We start from the raw sequence: 16,120 nt of genomic DNA on the forward strand, positions 1-16,120 counted from the left end.
CCCATCCGGCGTCTTAGACGGATCAAGGGTGGTTGATCGTTCAAGGCTTGGTAGGCCGGAGCAACCGTCAGGGCAAGACCCGGACTAGGGCCTGAGGCGCAGAGCGATGCCGGGCGACTGTCAGGGAGTATCTCTGCATCGATGGTGCCGCCGACGCGGGGTCGGCGGGCACGATGGAGTGCAGCGGCCTTTTTCAGGCGAGCATTCTGACCTTTTCGGTCACGCCTGCATCCGCATTCGACTCATGGGTCGAATTGAGCTTGCGGGCGACGATGTCGTGGTTGAGCCACACGACAGGACCGGTCGGGTTCGAGGTTTCCGCAAAGATCAGCTGTCCGGTTGCCTCAACGACCAGCGTGCTCAACAGATCGCTGATCAGAACCTTGCTATCCTTGTGCATCTGCGTGATCTCGGCCGAGGTGCCGATGGTGAGATCGGACTGTCCCTGGCTGTTTGGCATCGGCCAACGCTTGAAATCGTAGAAGGGCTGCATGACTTCGTCTGCCTGAAGATCGATGATCTTCTGCAGCGTGTCTTCAACCGTGTAGCCGTCTGCCAGGCGCTCCTGGCAGGCCTGCCACAGTTCTTCAGCCCAGGCGCCGCCGCCTTCCTTCTTCAATGCGAGAAGGAGAGGGATGAGAGGCAGTTCGATACCGGCAAACACGTCGGACGAGTTGGTCCGGATTTCCGGGCAGTTGTAGACGGTCGCCTTGACGCCATCGGCCCAGGCCTTGCGCGCTACATCCTCAAGCCGCATCTTGGCATAGCCCTGCGTGTAGTTGGTGTAGGTCTGCCAGCGATATTCGTCACCGATCAGGATGCCGGTGCCGTGATATCCATAGGCCGTGTAGCGCACCTGGTTGCCCGCGGCTTCGATCCGCGTGCGGATGGCGGTGCTGAGTTCGATCAGGTGGTGATAGGTGTTGGCGGAAACTTCGTCGAAGTTTGCAAGGATCAGCTTGCCCATGTCGCTGTCGAGCAGTGTCTGCGAGGACATGTGGCGGACGCCGCGGCCCTTGTAGATGCGGTTGGCGATGACGAGAAACGCCTTCGCCTTGGGAATGCCACCCGCCATCGTATGAGCAAAGAAGACATTCTTGCCGGCCGGGATCATGTCTTCGAGGATCGCCATGACTTTCGTCAGCGAATTCCGGAAGCGCTCCACGCCGACTGTGCGGCATGCTTCGATGTGATCCCAGTCCAGTTTGTCGGTCTGCCAGCTTTCGAGCGTCATGTCGGCAAGAAGATCGGTCGGGGTCGGCGTGCCGGCCGGTGAGTCGAGATCAAAGCCCGCCATCAGCGGAACGTTGATGATCTTGCCGCCGAGCTGCGTTTCCGCAGCCTGCAGTTCGTCATCGGTCAGCGGACGCAGCGCGTTGTTCTCGTCGCGGCGCCCGACGGTGATGCCGACGATCTTCATGCCCGCACGCTTGGCCTCTTCGATCAGCCCGGTCGCGTAACCGCGCCCGAACAGCTCGCCGAACAGAACAAACACGTCACCTTTGCGAAAGACGACATTTTGGGAAATGCGTTTCAGGGGGATCGGATTTTCCATGGCGCAAACTCTCTCAAAAAGGACCGGAATCGATCCCTCGAATATCTTTGAGACCTAGTGCACCATAAAAACGCGAAATGGGAACTCATTTTGCGTGTCCAAGTATGTCGATTCGTGAACTGACGCGGTGATCAGGGCGGTTGTTAAGGCCGATCGTCCGCCTAACAGCTGTGCCGAGACCGTATTCTGATGGCAACCCCTCCGTCTTCCACGACCATCCGCGCCGTGCACAGCGCAACGCCGGCACGTGCGCGAAAAGGCGCGTTGCATCAGATCTTATGAGTTCAGTCTTGGAAGAATCCTGCTGCCGCAGGGCCTATACGCGCTGCATGCGCTCCTGAAGCGCATCAACGACGGCCTGCAGGAACGCCTTGCGCCGCTCGTCCGTCGTTGCGTCAGCCGTGACCTTGAGCGGCCCGCGGATATTGTTCATGAAACCGGAGTGGTTGAAACTGTCGGCGGCCACGTTGACCTCGACCTCGTCCATGTAATGCGACAGCAGGGGCGCCAAAGCGAGGTTGGTGTCCTTCTGGTACTGGTGGGCCATCACCTGAGCAAGCTTACCCATCTGCACGTACGGACCGAATTCGGCGCTCATCTGTCATCGTCTCCTTCAATTCATGGCCTAGGCGCCTAAGGTAGGGTGAACGCGTCGCAACGCAAATGTCGATCGGGGATATGCCCGCGTTTTCCGAAATGGTCGCGAAAAGTTGAACGAATCGGAGCCGTTGCGTGCCACGGATACCCCAATGTCGTCTGAGGTCATTCAGCCTTTTCCGCCGCGGCGCATCGGCATGCGATCGATCAGGTCGAACATCTCGACGTCGCTGACGACCGTATCGCTTTTCAGCTTCACGCCGCCATCCTTGCCGACAAGGACGACATGAAACGCACCGTCCGCAATATTTGCCTCCGCGCGCAGCCTGCCCGCGTCGATCCGGTCGGCGTCACCGTAGATCGTTTCCACGACATCTCCGGAAACCTGCAGCACAACCATGTCGCGCTCCGCCAATTCCGCCTTTTGCGATGTCAGGATGCCGACCTGTCGGGCAATCGACGCATCGCTCTTGTCACCGAAAAGGATGAGGACACGCTTTTTCCATTCGAGGTGTGAAAGGCTGTCCATGGCAAACACCTGCGAGGTTGCGAGCGAGAGGGCGAAGGCGATGAGTGTTCGTTTCATGCGGTCATCTCCAGATCTACCGAAGGAACGCAACAAACGCGTGATGGTTCAGGTGCTTCCTGTCTGTACGCCCTCTCTGGATTCTTGAGCTAGTCGCTCCCATCTTATGATCATCAACTGAAATAGGGAGGTTGCGATGGCAGATACCTCTGCGCACGCACGCGATGGCAACGTCATGGAAATTCTGTCTCCCACCCGGGTCGCCGGCCCGGGCTCGCCCATCTGCGGCTGCTGTCGACAGCCAAGATCCGTGGAGGAGTTCGATCAGGATTGCTGCGGGATCTGCATGACCTGTCTCGAGTGTGACGACATGCTGGTGGATGTGGAGCCTGAGGCATCGCCTTGTACGGCGAGAGGGCGTCCGGTGCCGTGAGCGGCCAGATGGTGGCAATGGTGCCGGGCAGGGTGGCCTCGATACGCGCCACAGCGGAACCGCGGTGAACCACCGAACGCCTGGTCATGACGATGTCGACCAGAGAATGAAAGGAGGGCTGGATCCGTGAAAGAACTTCGGCCAGCGCTCCAGGTGCGTTCAGGAGTTGAAGAGCTGCATAATCGTCTCGCTGCTGCTGTTGGCGATCTGCAATGCCTGAACGGAAAGTTGCTGCTGCGTCTGGATTGCGGACAGCCTGGCGGAGGCTTCCTCCATGTCCGTGTCGACAAGGCGGCTTACACTTCAGGAGCCATTGATCGTACTTCCGAGATACAGCCGTCTGAAAGAAGAGCGACCGAAGAATTGGCTGTGTAATTCGCCTTCAGTAATCGGTGGGCAGTTTTCGAAACTCGTGAAACCGTGATGCACTTCGGACCCCAAACATTCGATGCTGCAATAAATTCAACGAATTTTAGCGTTCTATCGTTAATCCAGGTTCATGGACGCGAACAAAACACCCGCGACAATTCTACAGAAGGTCAGCCTGCCAACAGGCTTCCTTTCGCTGCTTGCGATCTGGTGGTTGATCACTGCGTCCTTCGATATCCCACTGAGTGTACTGCCATCCCCGGCCGATGCGGTGATCGCGCTACTGGAGAGCAAGGGCGTGTTTCGATCGCTAGGAGTAACAATCCAGACGACGCTGATCGCCTTACTGGTTTCCGTCGTCGCGGGCGTCGCCATCGCACTTCTTCTGCATCGCTGGCTTCTGCTACAGCCGCTCGTTCTGCCGCTCTTGGTGACGCTCCAGGTCACTCCCGTTATCGTGCTTGCGCCGGTCGTGGTCGTGGTCGCACCACCCGGGCTGACGCAGGTCATCGTCGCCTTCCTGGTGGCGTTCTTCCCGATCACCGTCAGCACTTTGCAAGGGCTGAAGAGTACGCCGTCGGTTCTGCTCGATGCGATGCGGATCTATCCCGTGTCGCGATGGCAGACATTCTGTTACCTGAGATGGCCGTTCGCCTTGCCGTTCTTCTTCAGCGGGTTGCGTACCGCTGTCGGGCTGGCGCTTGTTGGCGCCGTCATTGCTGACATGATGACCGGTCGCGGCGGACAGTATTCCGGTATTGGCATGCGTATCCAGATCGCACTGCAGGGCAATATCCGGCTCGTGTTCGGCGAAGCCCTGCTCGTCACTGCAGTTGGGATCCTGCTCATCGAAGCCGTTGAAATGATGTCCAAACTGACGCTTGGCCAATGGCGCAGAAATGACGGTTGACTTTGCCTGATGATGGTTGCATTGGCTGAACCTGAAGTTGAACTTCTTCTATGTCGTATTTGAAACAGCAGTCTAGGTCCGACATGCCGGCCAAAGTGCAGATGTCCCGAGCTGGGTCTGGGGAACCGTGATGCCTATTCGATTGATGACTGCATCCATCATCGCAATTCTTGCAGGCGGCAGCGAGGAGGCTCTGGCAGCCGACAAGGTTCGGTTCGGCACCGACTGGCTGGCGCAGGCCGACCATGGCGGCTTTTATCAGGCGCTGGCCGACGGCACCTATACAAAGCATGGGCTCGATGTGGAGATCATACCCGGCGGCCCGAATGCGGCAAACCAGGCGTTGCTGACGTCCGGCAAGATTGATTTCTATCTTGGTACGCCCCAGAACGTGATCAACGCGACGGTCGACGGCAGCCCCCTCGTTGATATCGCGGCAATCTATCAGAAAGCACCACAGATCCTGATGGCCCATCCCGGTGTCGAGACGTTCCAGGACCTGACCCGGCTTGCCGACATATTCATGAGTGCAGGCGGCTACGAAAGCTATTTCGCGTGGATGCTCGCGTCATTCCAGGGTTTTTCCGAGGAGCAGTATCGGCCATACAATGGCAGTCTCACGCCCTTCGTTACCAATACGCATTCCGCGCAACAGGGCCTTCTCACGTCCGAGCCGTACTCGGTGCAGCTGCAGGCGGGATGGTCACCGAAAGTGTTTCTGCTCGCCGACCAGGGCTACAAGCCTTATGCCCAGACGATCACCGTGCGACCATCGTTCATTGCTGACAGGCCCGATGTCATCCAGCGTTTCATCGACGCGACGATCGAAGGCTGGAATACCTACCTTTACGGCGACAACCATTCGGCAAACGAGCTTATCAAGCTCGAGAACCCGGACATGACGGACGAGCTTCTTGCCTATGCGCTCGACGTCATGAGACAATATGGCCTCGTGGATAACGACGAGACGGTGAAGACTGGCATCGGCTGCATCACCGAAGAACGCTACAGGTCATTCTTCGACACTCTGGTGGCGGCCGAGACGATCAGCGCAAACTTCGACTACCGTCGGGTTTTCGATGCGCAATTCGTCTGCAAGGGCGTCGGCGTCGCCTTCCGGAAATAACTCAGCGAGTTTGTGAGGAATGATGAGGCCGCTTTATGTCGGCCCCACCTCACGCGACCGGTATCGATCAGTTGAACAACTGCATGATGGTCTCCGGCGCGCTGTTGGCAATCTGGAGCGACTGCACGGCGAGCTGTTGCTGCGTTTGCTTCGCCGAAAGGATCGCCGATGCCTCTTCCATGTCGGCGTCAACGAGGCGACCGACGCCTTGTTCGATATTGTCCATGAGCGTGGCATTGAATTGTGCCTGTATGTCGATCCGGTTTTCCGCCGCACCCAGCGTCGCACCACTCTTGATGACGCGCTCCAGCATCATGTCGAGACCGTTGATGTAGTTGTCGAGATCATTGGCCGGATCGGTGATATCGACATCGAGGATATCGAAATTAGGGCCCCGAACGTTGTCTTCGACGTTGTCGATCGAAAACCAGGAGCGATTGCCCTTGTCGGGATAGAGGGAGCTGTCGATAGTGAAGACGACACTTCCTCCACTAGAAGAAACGATAACGCCGGATGTCGAGAGCGTTCCACCATCTCTGTTTTTTGCCAGATTGAGAATGGAGGCGAGATCCGCTGAGGAATTAACCATGCCGTCAGCCGTTCCGAGCGCGGCATCAACGATATCGCGCGTGACGACGAACTCCTGCTCCTCGGTGTTCGGTAAATTCAAGTCGAAGGTGAAATCAACATCACGATAGATCTGGAAGGGACCGGTGAACGCAAAGGAGGTCTGCGCGTAGCTGCCCGGGGCATCCTGATACGGCGTATCCTCGAACCCGCCGGCAGTAGCCGCTGGGCTTCTGATTACGTTCGTCACCTGAATGCTCGACCCGCTGTTTCCGCTCTGCTCTGTGCTTACGATGGAGAGGAGGGAGCTACTATAGGAGCTTCCATAGGTCGAGACGCGGCTTGAGAGGCCTGCATCTGCGAGGGCTTTGCGGATCACGGTGGCATAGTCGTCATCGTCCGAAATGATGCCATCCGTGGTGCCAAGCGCCGCATCGACAGTCGCCTTGTCGATGGAGACGTTCGTTGCCGCCGTTCCATCAATTGAGATATCAAATGAGATGCTCTCTCCGGCAGCCAACGTCACCGGTCCGGTCATCTCCCATTGCTGATAGCCGTTGCGGTTCTGGCCAGCCGGATCGGCATTGCGGAAGCCTCCGATACCACCGAGCGAGCGAATGTCCTTCTGCAGTGAGCCGCCGCCGCCAACATTGAACACGCTGACATCAGCGGTATCAATCTCCGTCTTGTCGACCTGAACGGTCCCATCCGGTGAACGGATGAAACCGGAGACCACGTAGTCCGGCAGGGAAGAAAGGACCGCAAGATTGTCGTCGGACTTGGTGTTTAACCAGTTCACGCCGCTAAAGCTCGCAGATGTCGCTGTGGCCACCAGCTGATCTTTGAGTGCATCCAGTTCGCTTTGAACCTTCGACCTGTCGATGCTCGTTTCTGTCGCCGTCACCAACTTTGCACGGAAGTCGCTCACGATATCGATCGTCGTGTCGATCGCCGCCACCGCGACGTCGATTTTTGCAGATCCAATGCCGATGGCATCATTGACTGCCGAGTTGGCCTTGTTGTCAGAGCGCATCGTGGTCGAGATCGACCAGTACGCCACGTTATCGGACGCGGTCTGGATGCGAAGGCCGGAGCTGACTTGCTGCTGTGCGGTATCGAGCTGGTTGTTGACCGTGCGAAGGGTCTGAAGTGCCGCTGTTGCGGAGGTATTGGTTAGTATGCTGGTCACGTTAAAAAGCCCCAAGAGCAAGGGCTAGCCCCCGGACGCGAAAACGGGTCCGGCGAAGTAAGCTAGCAATGATCGGAACATCGTTAACGGTTAACCCAAAGGGTGCCCGTCGTAATGGCGGGACCGTAACCTTTGAAACCCCAGGTCTGGGTTCTAAGGCTGCTCAGCAATTTTGTGGTGTAAATGATTGCCGTGCACTTGTGTTGTAGTTTTCGACTGGAAATGGTTAACGGACGGTTAAAAGCTGCAAGCAAAACTTGATATTACGCAAATTTCTGCGGCGGCAGTAAGGGGAGGTACTCTGTGGAAAAGCATTCCGACCGGCAGCCCGATCGCCCGGTCTACCGCCTACCAAGGACAGTCGCGACCAGTTCCAACTCCGGGTCGAAGTCGCTGACGAGCATCTTCAGCTGCGCTTGGATTTCCCCGGAATTGGTAATGTCGTTCAGCGGGATCACGTTCCTGCGCAAAAAGCGTGAGTAGAGCCTACCAGTTTCGGCTGCGTCCGGCTGGAACTGAATGCGGTCAAGATTGCTGGCGACGGCCGCGGTCTTGATCGCTTCGATCATGCCTTTCCGAACCTCGTGCGAAGAAGCCGGGCCGACCTCGGCATTCAATCGCAGATATCCTGATATGCCGTCCTCGCTCACCCGCATCTCGGCCAGAAGGATCATTGGATAACCCGCCCACCATCTTTCGCAACCCTTCCAGACAATACCCATCTTGTCGAGCTCATCCCGCCATTGGATAGGAAGGAAAGCCACAAGGTTCTTAGCCGATCCGGCATAGAGGAAATGGCGACCCCCGATCTCGACCTGTTGCTTGGGCCTCAGTTCGCTACCGAACACACTTCGGATCGCACTATCGAAACCGGTATTCGCATTCGCCTTTGCAAGCAGGCCAAGCAGTTTTTTGCTGTCGAGATAAAGCTGGCGCGTATGTTTTTTCATTTCGGAGCGTTCACGTTAAGTCAGTCGGTTATTATTTTGGCGCAGGTAGAAATAAGAAACTAGGGGACTGAATGCGTTGAGGAAAGAACCTTGGGGTGGAGAGGGTAATCATTGTGCTTACGCTGCGCTAGCGTATTTCCGATCCATTAGAGATCAAGAAGAAAAATAAAAATCAATGATTTCTTTGGTTTAGTGGCGCACCCGACAGGATTCGAACCTGTGACCTTTGGAATCGGAATCCAACACTCTATCCAGCTGAGCTACGGGTGCATGCCGAAAAGCGATGACTCGCTTCGTCCGATGAGACGGTTCTTAACCCAGGATGCTTGCGGCATCAATTGGCAAAATCGGGAAATCGCAGCCTGTGGGCAAGATAGCGGCCGTGGGCGTCCCGCGGGGCTGCGTCGGGGAGAGGGAAAGTGGGAGTGATCCCTTGCAATTTTCGCTGGGGACAGGGATATCGTCGGGGAAGGGCCGTATCTGGCCGCGAGGGGAGCAGGCACGCATGATCGATCCGAACCACCCGTTTTATGGGCCGCTCTGGCGGCGGATCCTCATTCCGGCGATCTGCTTCGGCTGGGCTGTGTTCGAGCTTTATGCCGGTTCGGTCACCTGGGCGGTCATTTCCGGGGGTCTCGGCCTTTATGCGGCCTACAAGCTGTTCCTCGAAAAGCGGCCGGCTGCACCGGTTACGATGGCCGACCCTGCACAGGACCAGGATGCGCTGGCCGACGATGCGCAGCTGCGCAATGCGCCTGAACAGCCTGCCGACAGGACGTTCGACAAGACCTGAACTTTAAAATCAGCCGAACATCCGCGCGTGGATTTCCCGCGCCCTGATCGCCTGGTCGATCAGCAGGTTGGCGATCTGCATCCGCGTGGTCGCCGCCGGACGGAACCGCTCGGCCACGCCGTCCGGATGGTTGGTCTTGGCAAACCGTCTTCGCTTGTCGTTAAGCGTGGCTTCCGTGTCGACGTCGACAATAGCAAGTTCGCCGGCAATCTCATCCGTCGTCAACCGGGTCAGGTGTACAGGTATGGACGGTTCTACCGGATCGACCGGCTGCGGCTGCGGGGTTTCGGATGTGAAATCACCTGGCGAAGGCGGAGCTTGCGCCTCCATCTCTTGCTGCGTGCCGGCTCCTGGTTCCAGTTCCGAGATGTCGGCGAGGTCTGCGAAATAGGCGTTGGTGTCGCCAGTCGCACCTGTCTCTGGTTCCTCGTCGGTCGTCGAGACGACGAAACCCGTTCCAAGGCCGCGGACGCGGAAATCCGCTGCCGCCTCTGTCGGTTGTTCGTCGTCGCGCTCGCGCTTCAGCCGTGTCAGCACCGACTGGAAGATCGATTGTCCCAGCAGCATTTCCGCTCCCTTGCTATCGGCGCAGACAATCATGCCTGGATGGTGCCGGGCTTGCGGGAGAGTCGGTTAAATTTACGTAAACAACGACGGCTGTCTTAAGCAGCCGATCCCGATGTCACGACTGGCTTTGTCCTTGCGTGGTCTGGCTTTGCCCGCCCTGAACCTGGCTCTGTCCACCTTGGCTTTGGCTCTGTCCACCGCTCTGGCTTTGCGAACCCTGGGTCTGTGAGCGTTCAGCTTGAGTCTGGCCCTCATCCTCCACCGTCAGCGACACCTTGAGGTTTTCGCCGAACGTCTCGGAGACCCGGCCGATGCGCATGCCTGAGATCGGGGCTGCGTCGCGGTAGTCGAGGCCGGTGGCGAGCCGCACATAGCGCTCGTCCGGGCAGACGTCGTTGGCCGCATCGAAGCCGACCCAGCCGAGGCCCGGAATATGCGCCTCCGCCCAAGCATGCGTCGCCACCTGTTCGGTCGTGCCCTCCATCAGAAGATAACCGGAAACATAGCGGGCAGGGATATCGCGCAGCCGCGCGGCGGCAAGGAAGATGTGGGTGTGGTCCTGGCAGACGCCGGTCTTTGCGGCAAGCGCTTCTTCGGCGGTGGTTTCTGTCGTTGTGGTGCCCGGCGTATAGGCCACGGTCTCGTGGATCGTTTCCATCAGCGCATGCATGCGGGCAAGCTCGCTGTCGCCGGTCAGGCCTTCTGCCAGCGCCTTTACCAGCGGGCCGGCTGCCGTGCGCGGGGTTTCGCGGAGAAACAGCCAGAGCGGGCAGAAGCCCTGATGGGTGCCGAAAACGCCGGCCTTGTCCACGGTTTCCACCTCGCCTGAGGCGACGATGCGGATCGTGTTCTCGCCGCCTTCCGACGACACCAGTTCGACGCGGTTGCCGTACTGGTCGGCATAGCCCGCCTCGACCGTGGCACCATCCACGCTCACCGTCCAGTTGATGATCTTCTGGGTGGATCCTGCGGTCGGCGTCAGGCGAAGCCGCTGCAGCGAATAGGGCAGCGGTTCGTCATAGGTATATTCCGTCGTATGGGAAATCTTCAGGCGCATTGTTTCAAATCCTCAAGGGACGCCAATCGGCCCGTCCTACTGGTAAAAGCGATAGCCTTGCGAAATCTCGGCGCTCAACTGGTTGTTGCGCGATACGAATTCCTCGAGAAACTCGTGCAGGCCGTGATCCATGATCTCTGTGATCGAGCCCCGCGTCAGCGTCGCGCGGATCGCGTCCGCCGTGTCGTGCGCCGTGTGCCGCTCTGCGTATTCCCGCTGCAGGTAGCCGAGATTGCTGACGATCTTTTCGTAGCAATAGGCAAGCGAGCGCGGCATCTGAACTTTCAGGATCAGGAAGTCGGCGATATTGCCGGCCTGATAGTCGCCGTCATAGACCCAGCCGTAGGATCGATGCGCGGAAACCGAGCGCAGGATCGATTCCCACTGGAAATTATCAAGCGCGCCGCCGACCTGGCTGACGGAGGGCAGAAGCACGTAATATTTCACGTCGAGAATGCGGCTCGTGTTGTCGGCCCGTTCGATAAAGGTGCCGATGCGCGAAAAATTGTAGAGATCGTTGCGCAGCATCGAGCCGTGGAATGCACCGCGGATGAGGGCGCAGCGGTGCTTGATGACGTCGATCAGTTCCGGCAGTTCGGTGGCCTTGAGGTTGCGCGCAAGCCGTGCCTTGAGATCGAGCCAGGCCTCGTTGGTGGCCTCCCAGGTCTCGCGCGTCAGGGCGGTTCTGACCATACGGGCATTGTTGCGGCCCGATTCGATGCAGGACAGGACGCTCGACGAATTGGCCGTGTCGCGCAGGAGATAATCCACCGCGTCGGCTGCCGTCAGCTTGGCATGCACCTGCTTATAGGCATCGCGCACGCCCGCACTTTCCAGAACGCCGTGCCAGTCCTCGTCGGAGGATCCGGCCCGCGTCAGCGAGACGCGCAGACCGGCATCGACGAGTCGGGCGATGTTTTCGGCACGCTCGATGTAGCGGAACATCCAGTAGAGGCCGTTTGCAGTTCTTCCCAGCATGTGATTACGCCCTCAATCTTCCAGTACCCATGTGTCCTTGGTGCCGCCGCCCTGGCTGGAATTGACCACGAGCGAACCCTGTTTCAGGGCCACGCGCGTCAATCCGCCGGGAATGATCTTCACCTTGTCGGACACGAGGACGTAAGGGCGCAGATCGACGTGGCGGGGCGCAACGCCCTTGTTGACGAAGATCGGCACGGTGGACAAAGCCAGCGTCGGCTGGGCGATGTAGTTGGTCGGTCGCGCCTTCAGCTTGGCGGCAAACTCGGCGCGCTCCGCTTTCGTCGCGGTCGGGCCAACCAGCATGCCGTAGCCGCCCGAGCCATGCACTTCCTTGACCACGAGTTCCTCGAGATGCTCGAGCACGTATTTCAGGCTGTCTGCTTCCGAGCAGCGCCAGGTCGGCACGTTTTCCAGAAGCGCCTTGCGGCCGGTATAGAATTCGACGATCTCCGGCATGTAGGAATAGATCGCCTTGTCGTCGCAGATCCCGGTGCCCGGCGCGTTGGCGATGGTGATGTTGCCGGAGCGGTAGACATCCATGATGCCGGGAACGCCAAGCGCCGAATCCGGCCGGAATGTCAGCGGATCGAGGTAATCGTCGTCGACGCGGCGGTAGAGCACGTCGATCGCCTCATAGCCGCGCGTCGTGCGCATCTTCACCTTGCCATCGATGACACGAAGGTCCGATCCCTCGACCAGTTCGACGCCCATCTGGTCGGCCAGGAACGAGTGCTCGTAATAGGCGGAATTGTAGATGCCGGGGGTCAGCACCGCGACACGCGGCCGTCCCTTGCAGCCGGGGGGTGCGAGCGAGGCCAGCGACTGGCGCAGCTGGCGCGGATAATCCTCCACGCGCTGCACCTTGTTCAGGGTGAACAGCTCGGGGAACATCTGCATCATCGTTTCGCGGTTCTCCAGCATGTAGGAGACGCCGGACGGGGTGCGGGCGTTGTCTTCCAGCACGTAGAACTGGTCCTCGCCGGTGCGCACGATATCGGTGCCGACAATGTGCGTATAGACGCCGCCCGGCGGCTTGAAGCCGATCATTTCGGGCAGAAAGGCCACGTTCTTCTCGATCAGCTCGCGCGGAATGCGGCCGGCCTTGATGATTTCCTGCTTGTGGTAGATGTCGTCGAGAAAGGCATTAAGCGCCACGACGCGCTGCTCGATGCCTTGCGCGAGCTTGCGCCACTCTCGGGCGGCAATGATGCGGGGAATGATGTCGAAGGGGATGAGTTTTTCGGAACTGTCGGCGTGACCATAGACCGCGAAGGTGATGCCGGTCTTGCGGAAGATGTTTTCGGCATCCTGCGTCTTGCGGATCAGATGCGCCGTATCCTGGCTGGCATACCAATCGTGGTAGGTCTTATAGGGCAGACGCGGCTGGTCGTCCGCGGTTAACATTTCATCAAATGCCAAAAGTATGTTCCCCATTTTTGGTCATAAGAATACAACGGCATTGGCAATGCAAGAACCATGCTCAGTTGCGTATGACAAATATACGACCCGTCCTGATGCGGTGAGATAGGGCCTGAACGACGATCAAAAAGGGCAACTGCCGATGGAATTAGCGACGGCTCATCTTCGGTCGTAGAAAGACCGCTCGTCAAAGCAGCAACTGCCTCATCGCTGATCACACCGGAGACCGGATCTTAGTCGCACACCGTCAGATGCGCTGATGGGAACGGTGAGTATTTCTACTTTGACCGCGTCGCCGCCACAGCCTAATTAGACGCCGGATCATTTCCCGCCCACCGGCCTTGTCAAAGCCACTCTCCGGAACCTTCTAATGCTCGACCGCCTGGCTCCGGCCGTTTTTGTTTTCCTGTGGTCGACCGGGTGGATCGTCGCCAAATATGCGTCCGCCCATGCGGACCCCGTCACTTTTCTGGCCGCCCGGCATGCACTGGCGGCCGTCGTCTTCCTTTGTCTCGGGCTTGCTCTGCGGGTCACGTGGCCAAAGACCGGACGCGAGATCGGCCATGCGGTGCTTTCAGGCATTTTTCTGCACGGGCTTTATCTCGCCGGCGTCTGGTATGCGATCGGGCAGGGCGTGCCCTCGGGGTTGTCGGGCATCATTGCCGGGCTGCAGCCGCTGATGACGGCGGCGGTCGCGCCGTTCCTGCTTAGCGAAACGCTCAGCCGCCGGCAGAAGCTCGGCCTCGCGCTCGGCTTTGCCGGTATCTTCATCGCCATCTCGCCGCAGCTTTTTGCAAGCCTGTCGGCCGGCATGACCGGGCTTGGCCTGCCGCTTCTCCTCAATCTCATGGCGATGGGGTCGGTCACCTACGGCACGATCTACCAGAAGCGCTACCTGCAGCAGGGCAACCTCGTTGCCATCGGCACGCTGCAATATGTCGGAGCGTTCATCGTGACGCTGCCGGTCGCCTATCTGATCGAGCCGATGCGGTTCGACTGGACCACCCAGGCGATCGCCGCCATGGCCTGGTCCGTCATCGGCATCTCGCTCGGTGCCGTCGCACTGCTCCTCTACCTCATCCGCCGCGGACAGGTTTCACGCGCAGCCTCGCTGATCTATCTCGTGCCCCCCGTTGTTGCCATCGAAGCGGCGATCCTGTTTGGCGAACCCTTGACCCTCCCCATGGTCACCGGCACCGCGATCGTGGTTCTCGGCGTGTATCTGGTGAACCGCAAGGCGAGGGCGGGGTGAGGGCCATTTGAGGCTGAACCTCTCTCGCTCCGACCTCCTCTGCGTCAACATGGCGGATGTTGTACGCAGCCGTTCTGATGTACTGCTCCGCCACGCCCGTTAATGCACTCAAAAGCCTGGATATCACCGACATGTGGGATTGGTTCCCGATCGTCTTCTTCCCGCTCAAGATCATCGTGCTCGGCACTGGCATGTTCTTCGCCATCAAGTGGCATAGGGATCAAGAGAAGAAGAAGTAGTGGGATGTCCGCACGGTGAGCGTACGAAGCTGGCCCTCGTACAAGCGGTCCGATTTCTGGAAAGTATGGGCAGTGAGACTACGTGGCTTTGAGCCGCTAGCGGACGAATGCGCTTCGGCAGCGTCGCGCCATTTGCAGTCATTCATAAGCTTCCACGCCGCTTTGCTTGGCTGTAGAAAAAGTGTGCTGAATAGCAAGTGAGCTGCGTGAACTTGGCGGCGATGATAACGAATGCGATAGCGGCAGCGTAGAAGATGACGGGGTTGTCCACGGCTCTTACGAGAGGCCCTCTTCTACCTGGTATTTCACCACCTAAGAGGCACGTTATTGCGAGGCCCAAGAAAATCGGTCCCGACAGCCCTACGCCTATTATGACGCACCACGTCTGCAATTTATCCTTCATGTTCGTCAATCTCCCGCAGCCGAAGATAGCGACTTTGCTGCATCAATTGAGTGAAGGAAAAAGGTAAAATTACATAGCGGAGCTATGACCGCTCCGGGCGGAAACCGGTCGCCGCTTCCGCACCATCACGTGCGGGGCAACCAAGAAAAGCGAACCGGGGCGAGTGCGCCGTGATCGTGATATTTCATGGCCACGATTGTTCCTCATCTTTTCCAAGATGAGGATCAGCAATGCTCGGAGACTATCGATCCCGCGCTCTCCACAGCCGCTACGACCGCGCCGTAACAGCGTCAATCCGCATCAGAGCAGAAAGTCGTCCGCATACATTTTGTGAGAGCCATGCAGGTCGATCATGAAATCGGCCTTCTTGTCACCGTTGACGTCGGCATAGACGTAGGTATGCGATTTTTCTTTCTCGTAGCGAAGCTCGCCAGCGTTGCCGGTAAATTTCTTGGCTCCGATCCAGTCAAAATCCTGGTTTCCGCTGATCTTGGTATCGGCATCGATGGCAGTGAGGTTGATCAGGTCGCGCGTAGCGGAATTACGTTCCCAGTCGGTGATAACGTCCGCCGCCTTGACGGTGCTTTCCTTGATCGACTTGAAAAGGAACGTGTCCTCTCCCCAGCCACCCGACAAAACGTCCTTGCCGGCGCCACCGTAAAGCACGTCGTCTCCGCGACCAGCGTAGAGCTTGTCATCACCGGCGCCACTGATGAGCTTGTTCATGCCTGTGTCGCCCTTCAGCGTGTCGGCACGTGCGGTTCCCCTGATATCATCCAGATAATCCACAACGTTCAGAGCAGAACCCGTGAGAGCGCCAACAGGATTGCCCGCCTTGTCGTGTGCGGAAACTTCCAGCTCATAGTGGAAAGAGTTGAGGTCGTAAGCCTGGTAGCGCACGTCTCTCACGGCAACGATCTGATTGCCTTCCAGAGCAAAGAGGTCACTGAATGTATCTACGTTGCCGACCGAGCCGTACCAGACCATGGCATACATGCTGAAATCGAACTGCAGGTCCGCCGTATCGTAGCCCTCGACCCCCAGGGTCGCCACGACCGTTCCCGCTTTCGTGTTTTCTCTGATCTCAGTCGGGAGACCCGTAATATCACCGATAGCCATGCTTTATGTCTCTCCGCCGGAGGTCGCCAACATCATCGACGGCCATCATAAAAGGTCTCAAATAACCC

13 protein-coding genes, 1 tRNA gene and 2 pseudogenes are annotated in these 16,120 nt (G+C 58.3%); 4 read left to right on the plus strand and 12 right to left on the minus strand.

What is annotated here, in order from left to right:
• Positions 1 to 193: 193 nt before the first annotated feature.
• The 4 genes and pseudogenes from G6K99_RS09125 to G6K99_RS09140 form a co-directional block, all read right to left on the minus strand.
• Positions 194 to 1,555, minus strand: coding sequence for a hypothetical protein (locus G6K99_RS09125; protein WP_174196347.1), 1,362 nt, complete (start codon positions 1,553 to 1,555; stop codon positions 194 to 196).
• A 316-nt stretch (positions 1,556 to 1,871) separates the two neighbouring features.
• Entirely contained in the window at positions 1,872 to 2,153 is a 282-nt protein-coding gene (locus G6K99_RS09130) for a hypothetical protein (RefSeq protein ID WP_062455296.1), read from the minus strand.
• Positions 2,154 to 2,321: 168 nt separating this feature from the next.
• Positions 2,322 to 2,738 carry a DUF4174 domain-containing protein gene (locus tag G6K99_RS09135; protein WP_174196348.1) on the minus strand — a complete coding sequence of 139 codons (417 nt, stop codon included), beginning with the start codon at positions 2,736 to 2,738 and terminating at the stop codon, positions 2,322 to 2,324.
• Positions 2,739 to 3,270: 532 nt separating this feature from the next.
• Positions 3,271 to 3,411 (minus strand): annotated as a pseudogene (locus G6K99_RS09140) (flagellin); the annotation flags it as partial.
• 199 nt (positions 3,412 to 3,610) lie between these two features.
• Here G6K99_RS09140 and G6K99_RS09145 point away from each other — a divergent pair.
• Together G6K99_RS09145 and G6K99_RS09150 are read left to right on the plus strand one after the other, a co-directional pair.
• Entirely contained in the window at positions 3,611 to 4,390 is a 780-nt protein-coding gene (locus G6K99_RS09145) for an ABC transporter permease (protein WP_174196350.1), read from the plus strand.
• A gap of 130 nt (positions 4,391 to 4,520) precedes the next feature.
• The gene (locus tag G6K99_RS09150; protein ID WP_113110822.1) at positions 4,521 to 5,516 is read left to right on the plus strand and encodes an ABC transporter substrate-binding protein; all 996 of its coding nucleotides are present in this window, start codon (positions 4,521 to 4,523) and stop codon (positions 5,514 to 5,516) included.
• A 67-nt stretch (positions 5,517 to 5,583) separates the two neighbouring features.
• Here the strand turns inward: G6K99_RS09150 and G6K99_RS09155 are convergent, their stop codons facing one another.
• The 3 genes from G6K99_RS09155 to G6K99_RS09165 all read right to left on the minus strand — a co-directional run bounded on the left by G6K99_RS09155 (position 5,584) and on the right by G6K99_RS09165 (position 8,492).
• Positions 5,584 to 7,293, minus strand: coding sequence for a flagellin (locus G6K99_RS09155; RefSeq protein ID WP_113110821.1), 1,710 nt, complete (start codon positions 7,291 to 7,293; stop codon positions 5,584 to 5,586).
• Positions 7,294 to 7,613: 320 nt separating this feature from the next.
• Complete coding sequence (locus G6K99_RS09160; RefSeq protein WP_174196351.1) at positions 7,614 to 8,222, minus strand: hypothetical protein; 609 nt, start codon at positions 8,220 to 8,222, stop codon at positions 7,614 to 7,616.
• Positions 8,223 to 8,415: 193 nt separating this feature from the next.
• Positions 8,416 to 8,492, minus strand: a tRNA-Arg gene (locus G6K99_RS09165).
• Between the two features lie 235 nt (positions 8,493 to 8,727).
• Here G6K99_RS09165 and G6K99_RS09170 point away from each other — a divergent pair.
• On the plus strand, positions 8,728 to 9,015 hold the full coding sequence (locus G6K99_RS09170; protein ID WP_062455412.1) for a hypothetical protein: 288 nt from the start codon (positions 8,728 to 8,730) through the stop codon (positions 9,013 to 9,015).
• A 9-nt stretch (positions 9,016 to 9,024) separates the two neighbouring features.
• On the opposite strand, the gene G6K99_RS09175 is transcribed toward G6K99_RS09170, so the two are convergent.
• The 4 genes and pseudogenes from G6K99_RS09175 to G6K99_RS09190 form a co-directional block, all read right to left on the minus strand.
• The gene (locus G6K99_RS09175; RefSeq protein WP_174196352.1) at positions 9,025 to 9,582 is read right to left on the minus strand and encodes a hypothetical protein; all 558 of its coding nucleotides are present in this window, start codon (positions 9,580 to 9,582) and stop codon (positions 9,025 to 9,027) included.
• Positions 9,583 to 9,814: 232 nt separating this feature from the next.
• Positions 9,815 to 10,639, minus strand: a pseudogene (locus tag G6K99_RS09180) (transglutaminase domain-containing protein); the annotation flags it as partial.
• A 36-nt stretch (positions 10,640 to 10,675) separates the two neighbouring features.
• On the minus strand, positions 10,676 to 11,617 hold the full coding sequence (locus G6K99_RS09185; protein WP_062455418.1) for an alpha-E domain-containing protein: 942 nt from the start codon (positions 11,615 to 11,617) through the stop codon (positions 10,676 to 10,678).
• A 12-nt stretch (positions 11,618 to 11,629) separates the two neighbouring features.
• The gene (locus tag G6K99_RS09190; RefSeq protein ID WP_062582734.1) at positions 11,630 to 13,039 is read right to left on the minus strand and encodes a circularly permuted type 2 ATP-grasp protein; all 1,410 of its coding nucleotides are present in this window, start codon (positions 13,037 to 13,039) and stop codon (positions 11,630 to 11,632) included.
• A 370-nt stretch (positions 13,040 to 13,409) separates the two neighbouring features.
• On the opposite strand from G6K99_RS09190, the gene G6K99_RS09195 reads away from it, so the two are divergent.
• The gene (locus G6K99_RS09195) at positions 13,410 to 14,291 is read left to right on the plus strand and encodes a DMT family transporter (RefSeq protein ID WP_174196354.1); all 882 of its coding nucleotides are present in this window, start codon (positions 13,410 to 13,412) and stop codon (positions 14,289 to 14,291) included.
• Between the two features lie 942 nt (positions 14,292 to 15,233).
• Here the strand turns inward: G6K99_RS09195 and G6K99_RS09200 are convergent.
• On the minus strand, positions 15,234 to 16,052 hold the full coding sequence (locus tag G6K99_RS09200; protein ID WP_174196355.1) for a calcium-binding protein: 819 nt from the start codon (positions 16,050 to 16,052) through the stop codon (positions 15,234 to 15,236).
• Positions 16,053 to 16,120: the final 68 nt, after the last annotated feature.

Source organism: Neorhizobium sp. AL 9.2.2 (assembly GCF_013317225.1).
Classification (GTDB): Bacteria; Pseudomonadota; Alphaproteobacteria; order Rhizobiales; family Rhizobiaceae; genus Neorhizobium; species Neorhizobium soli.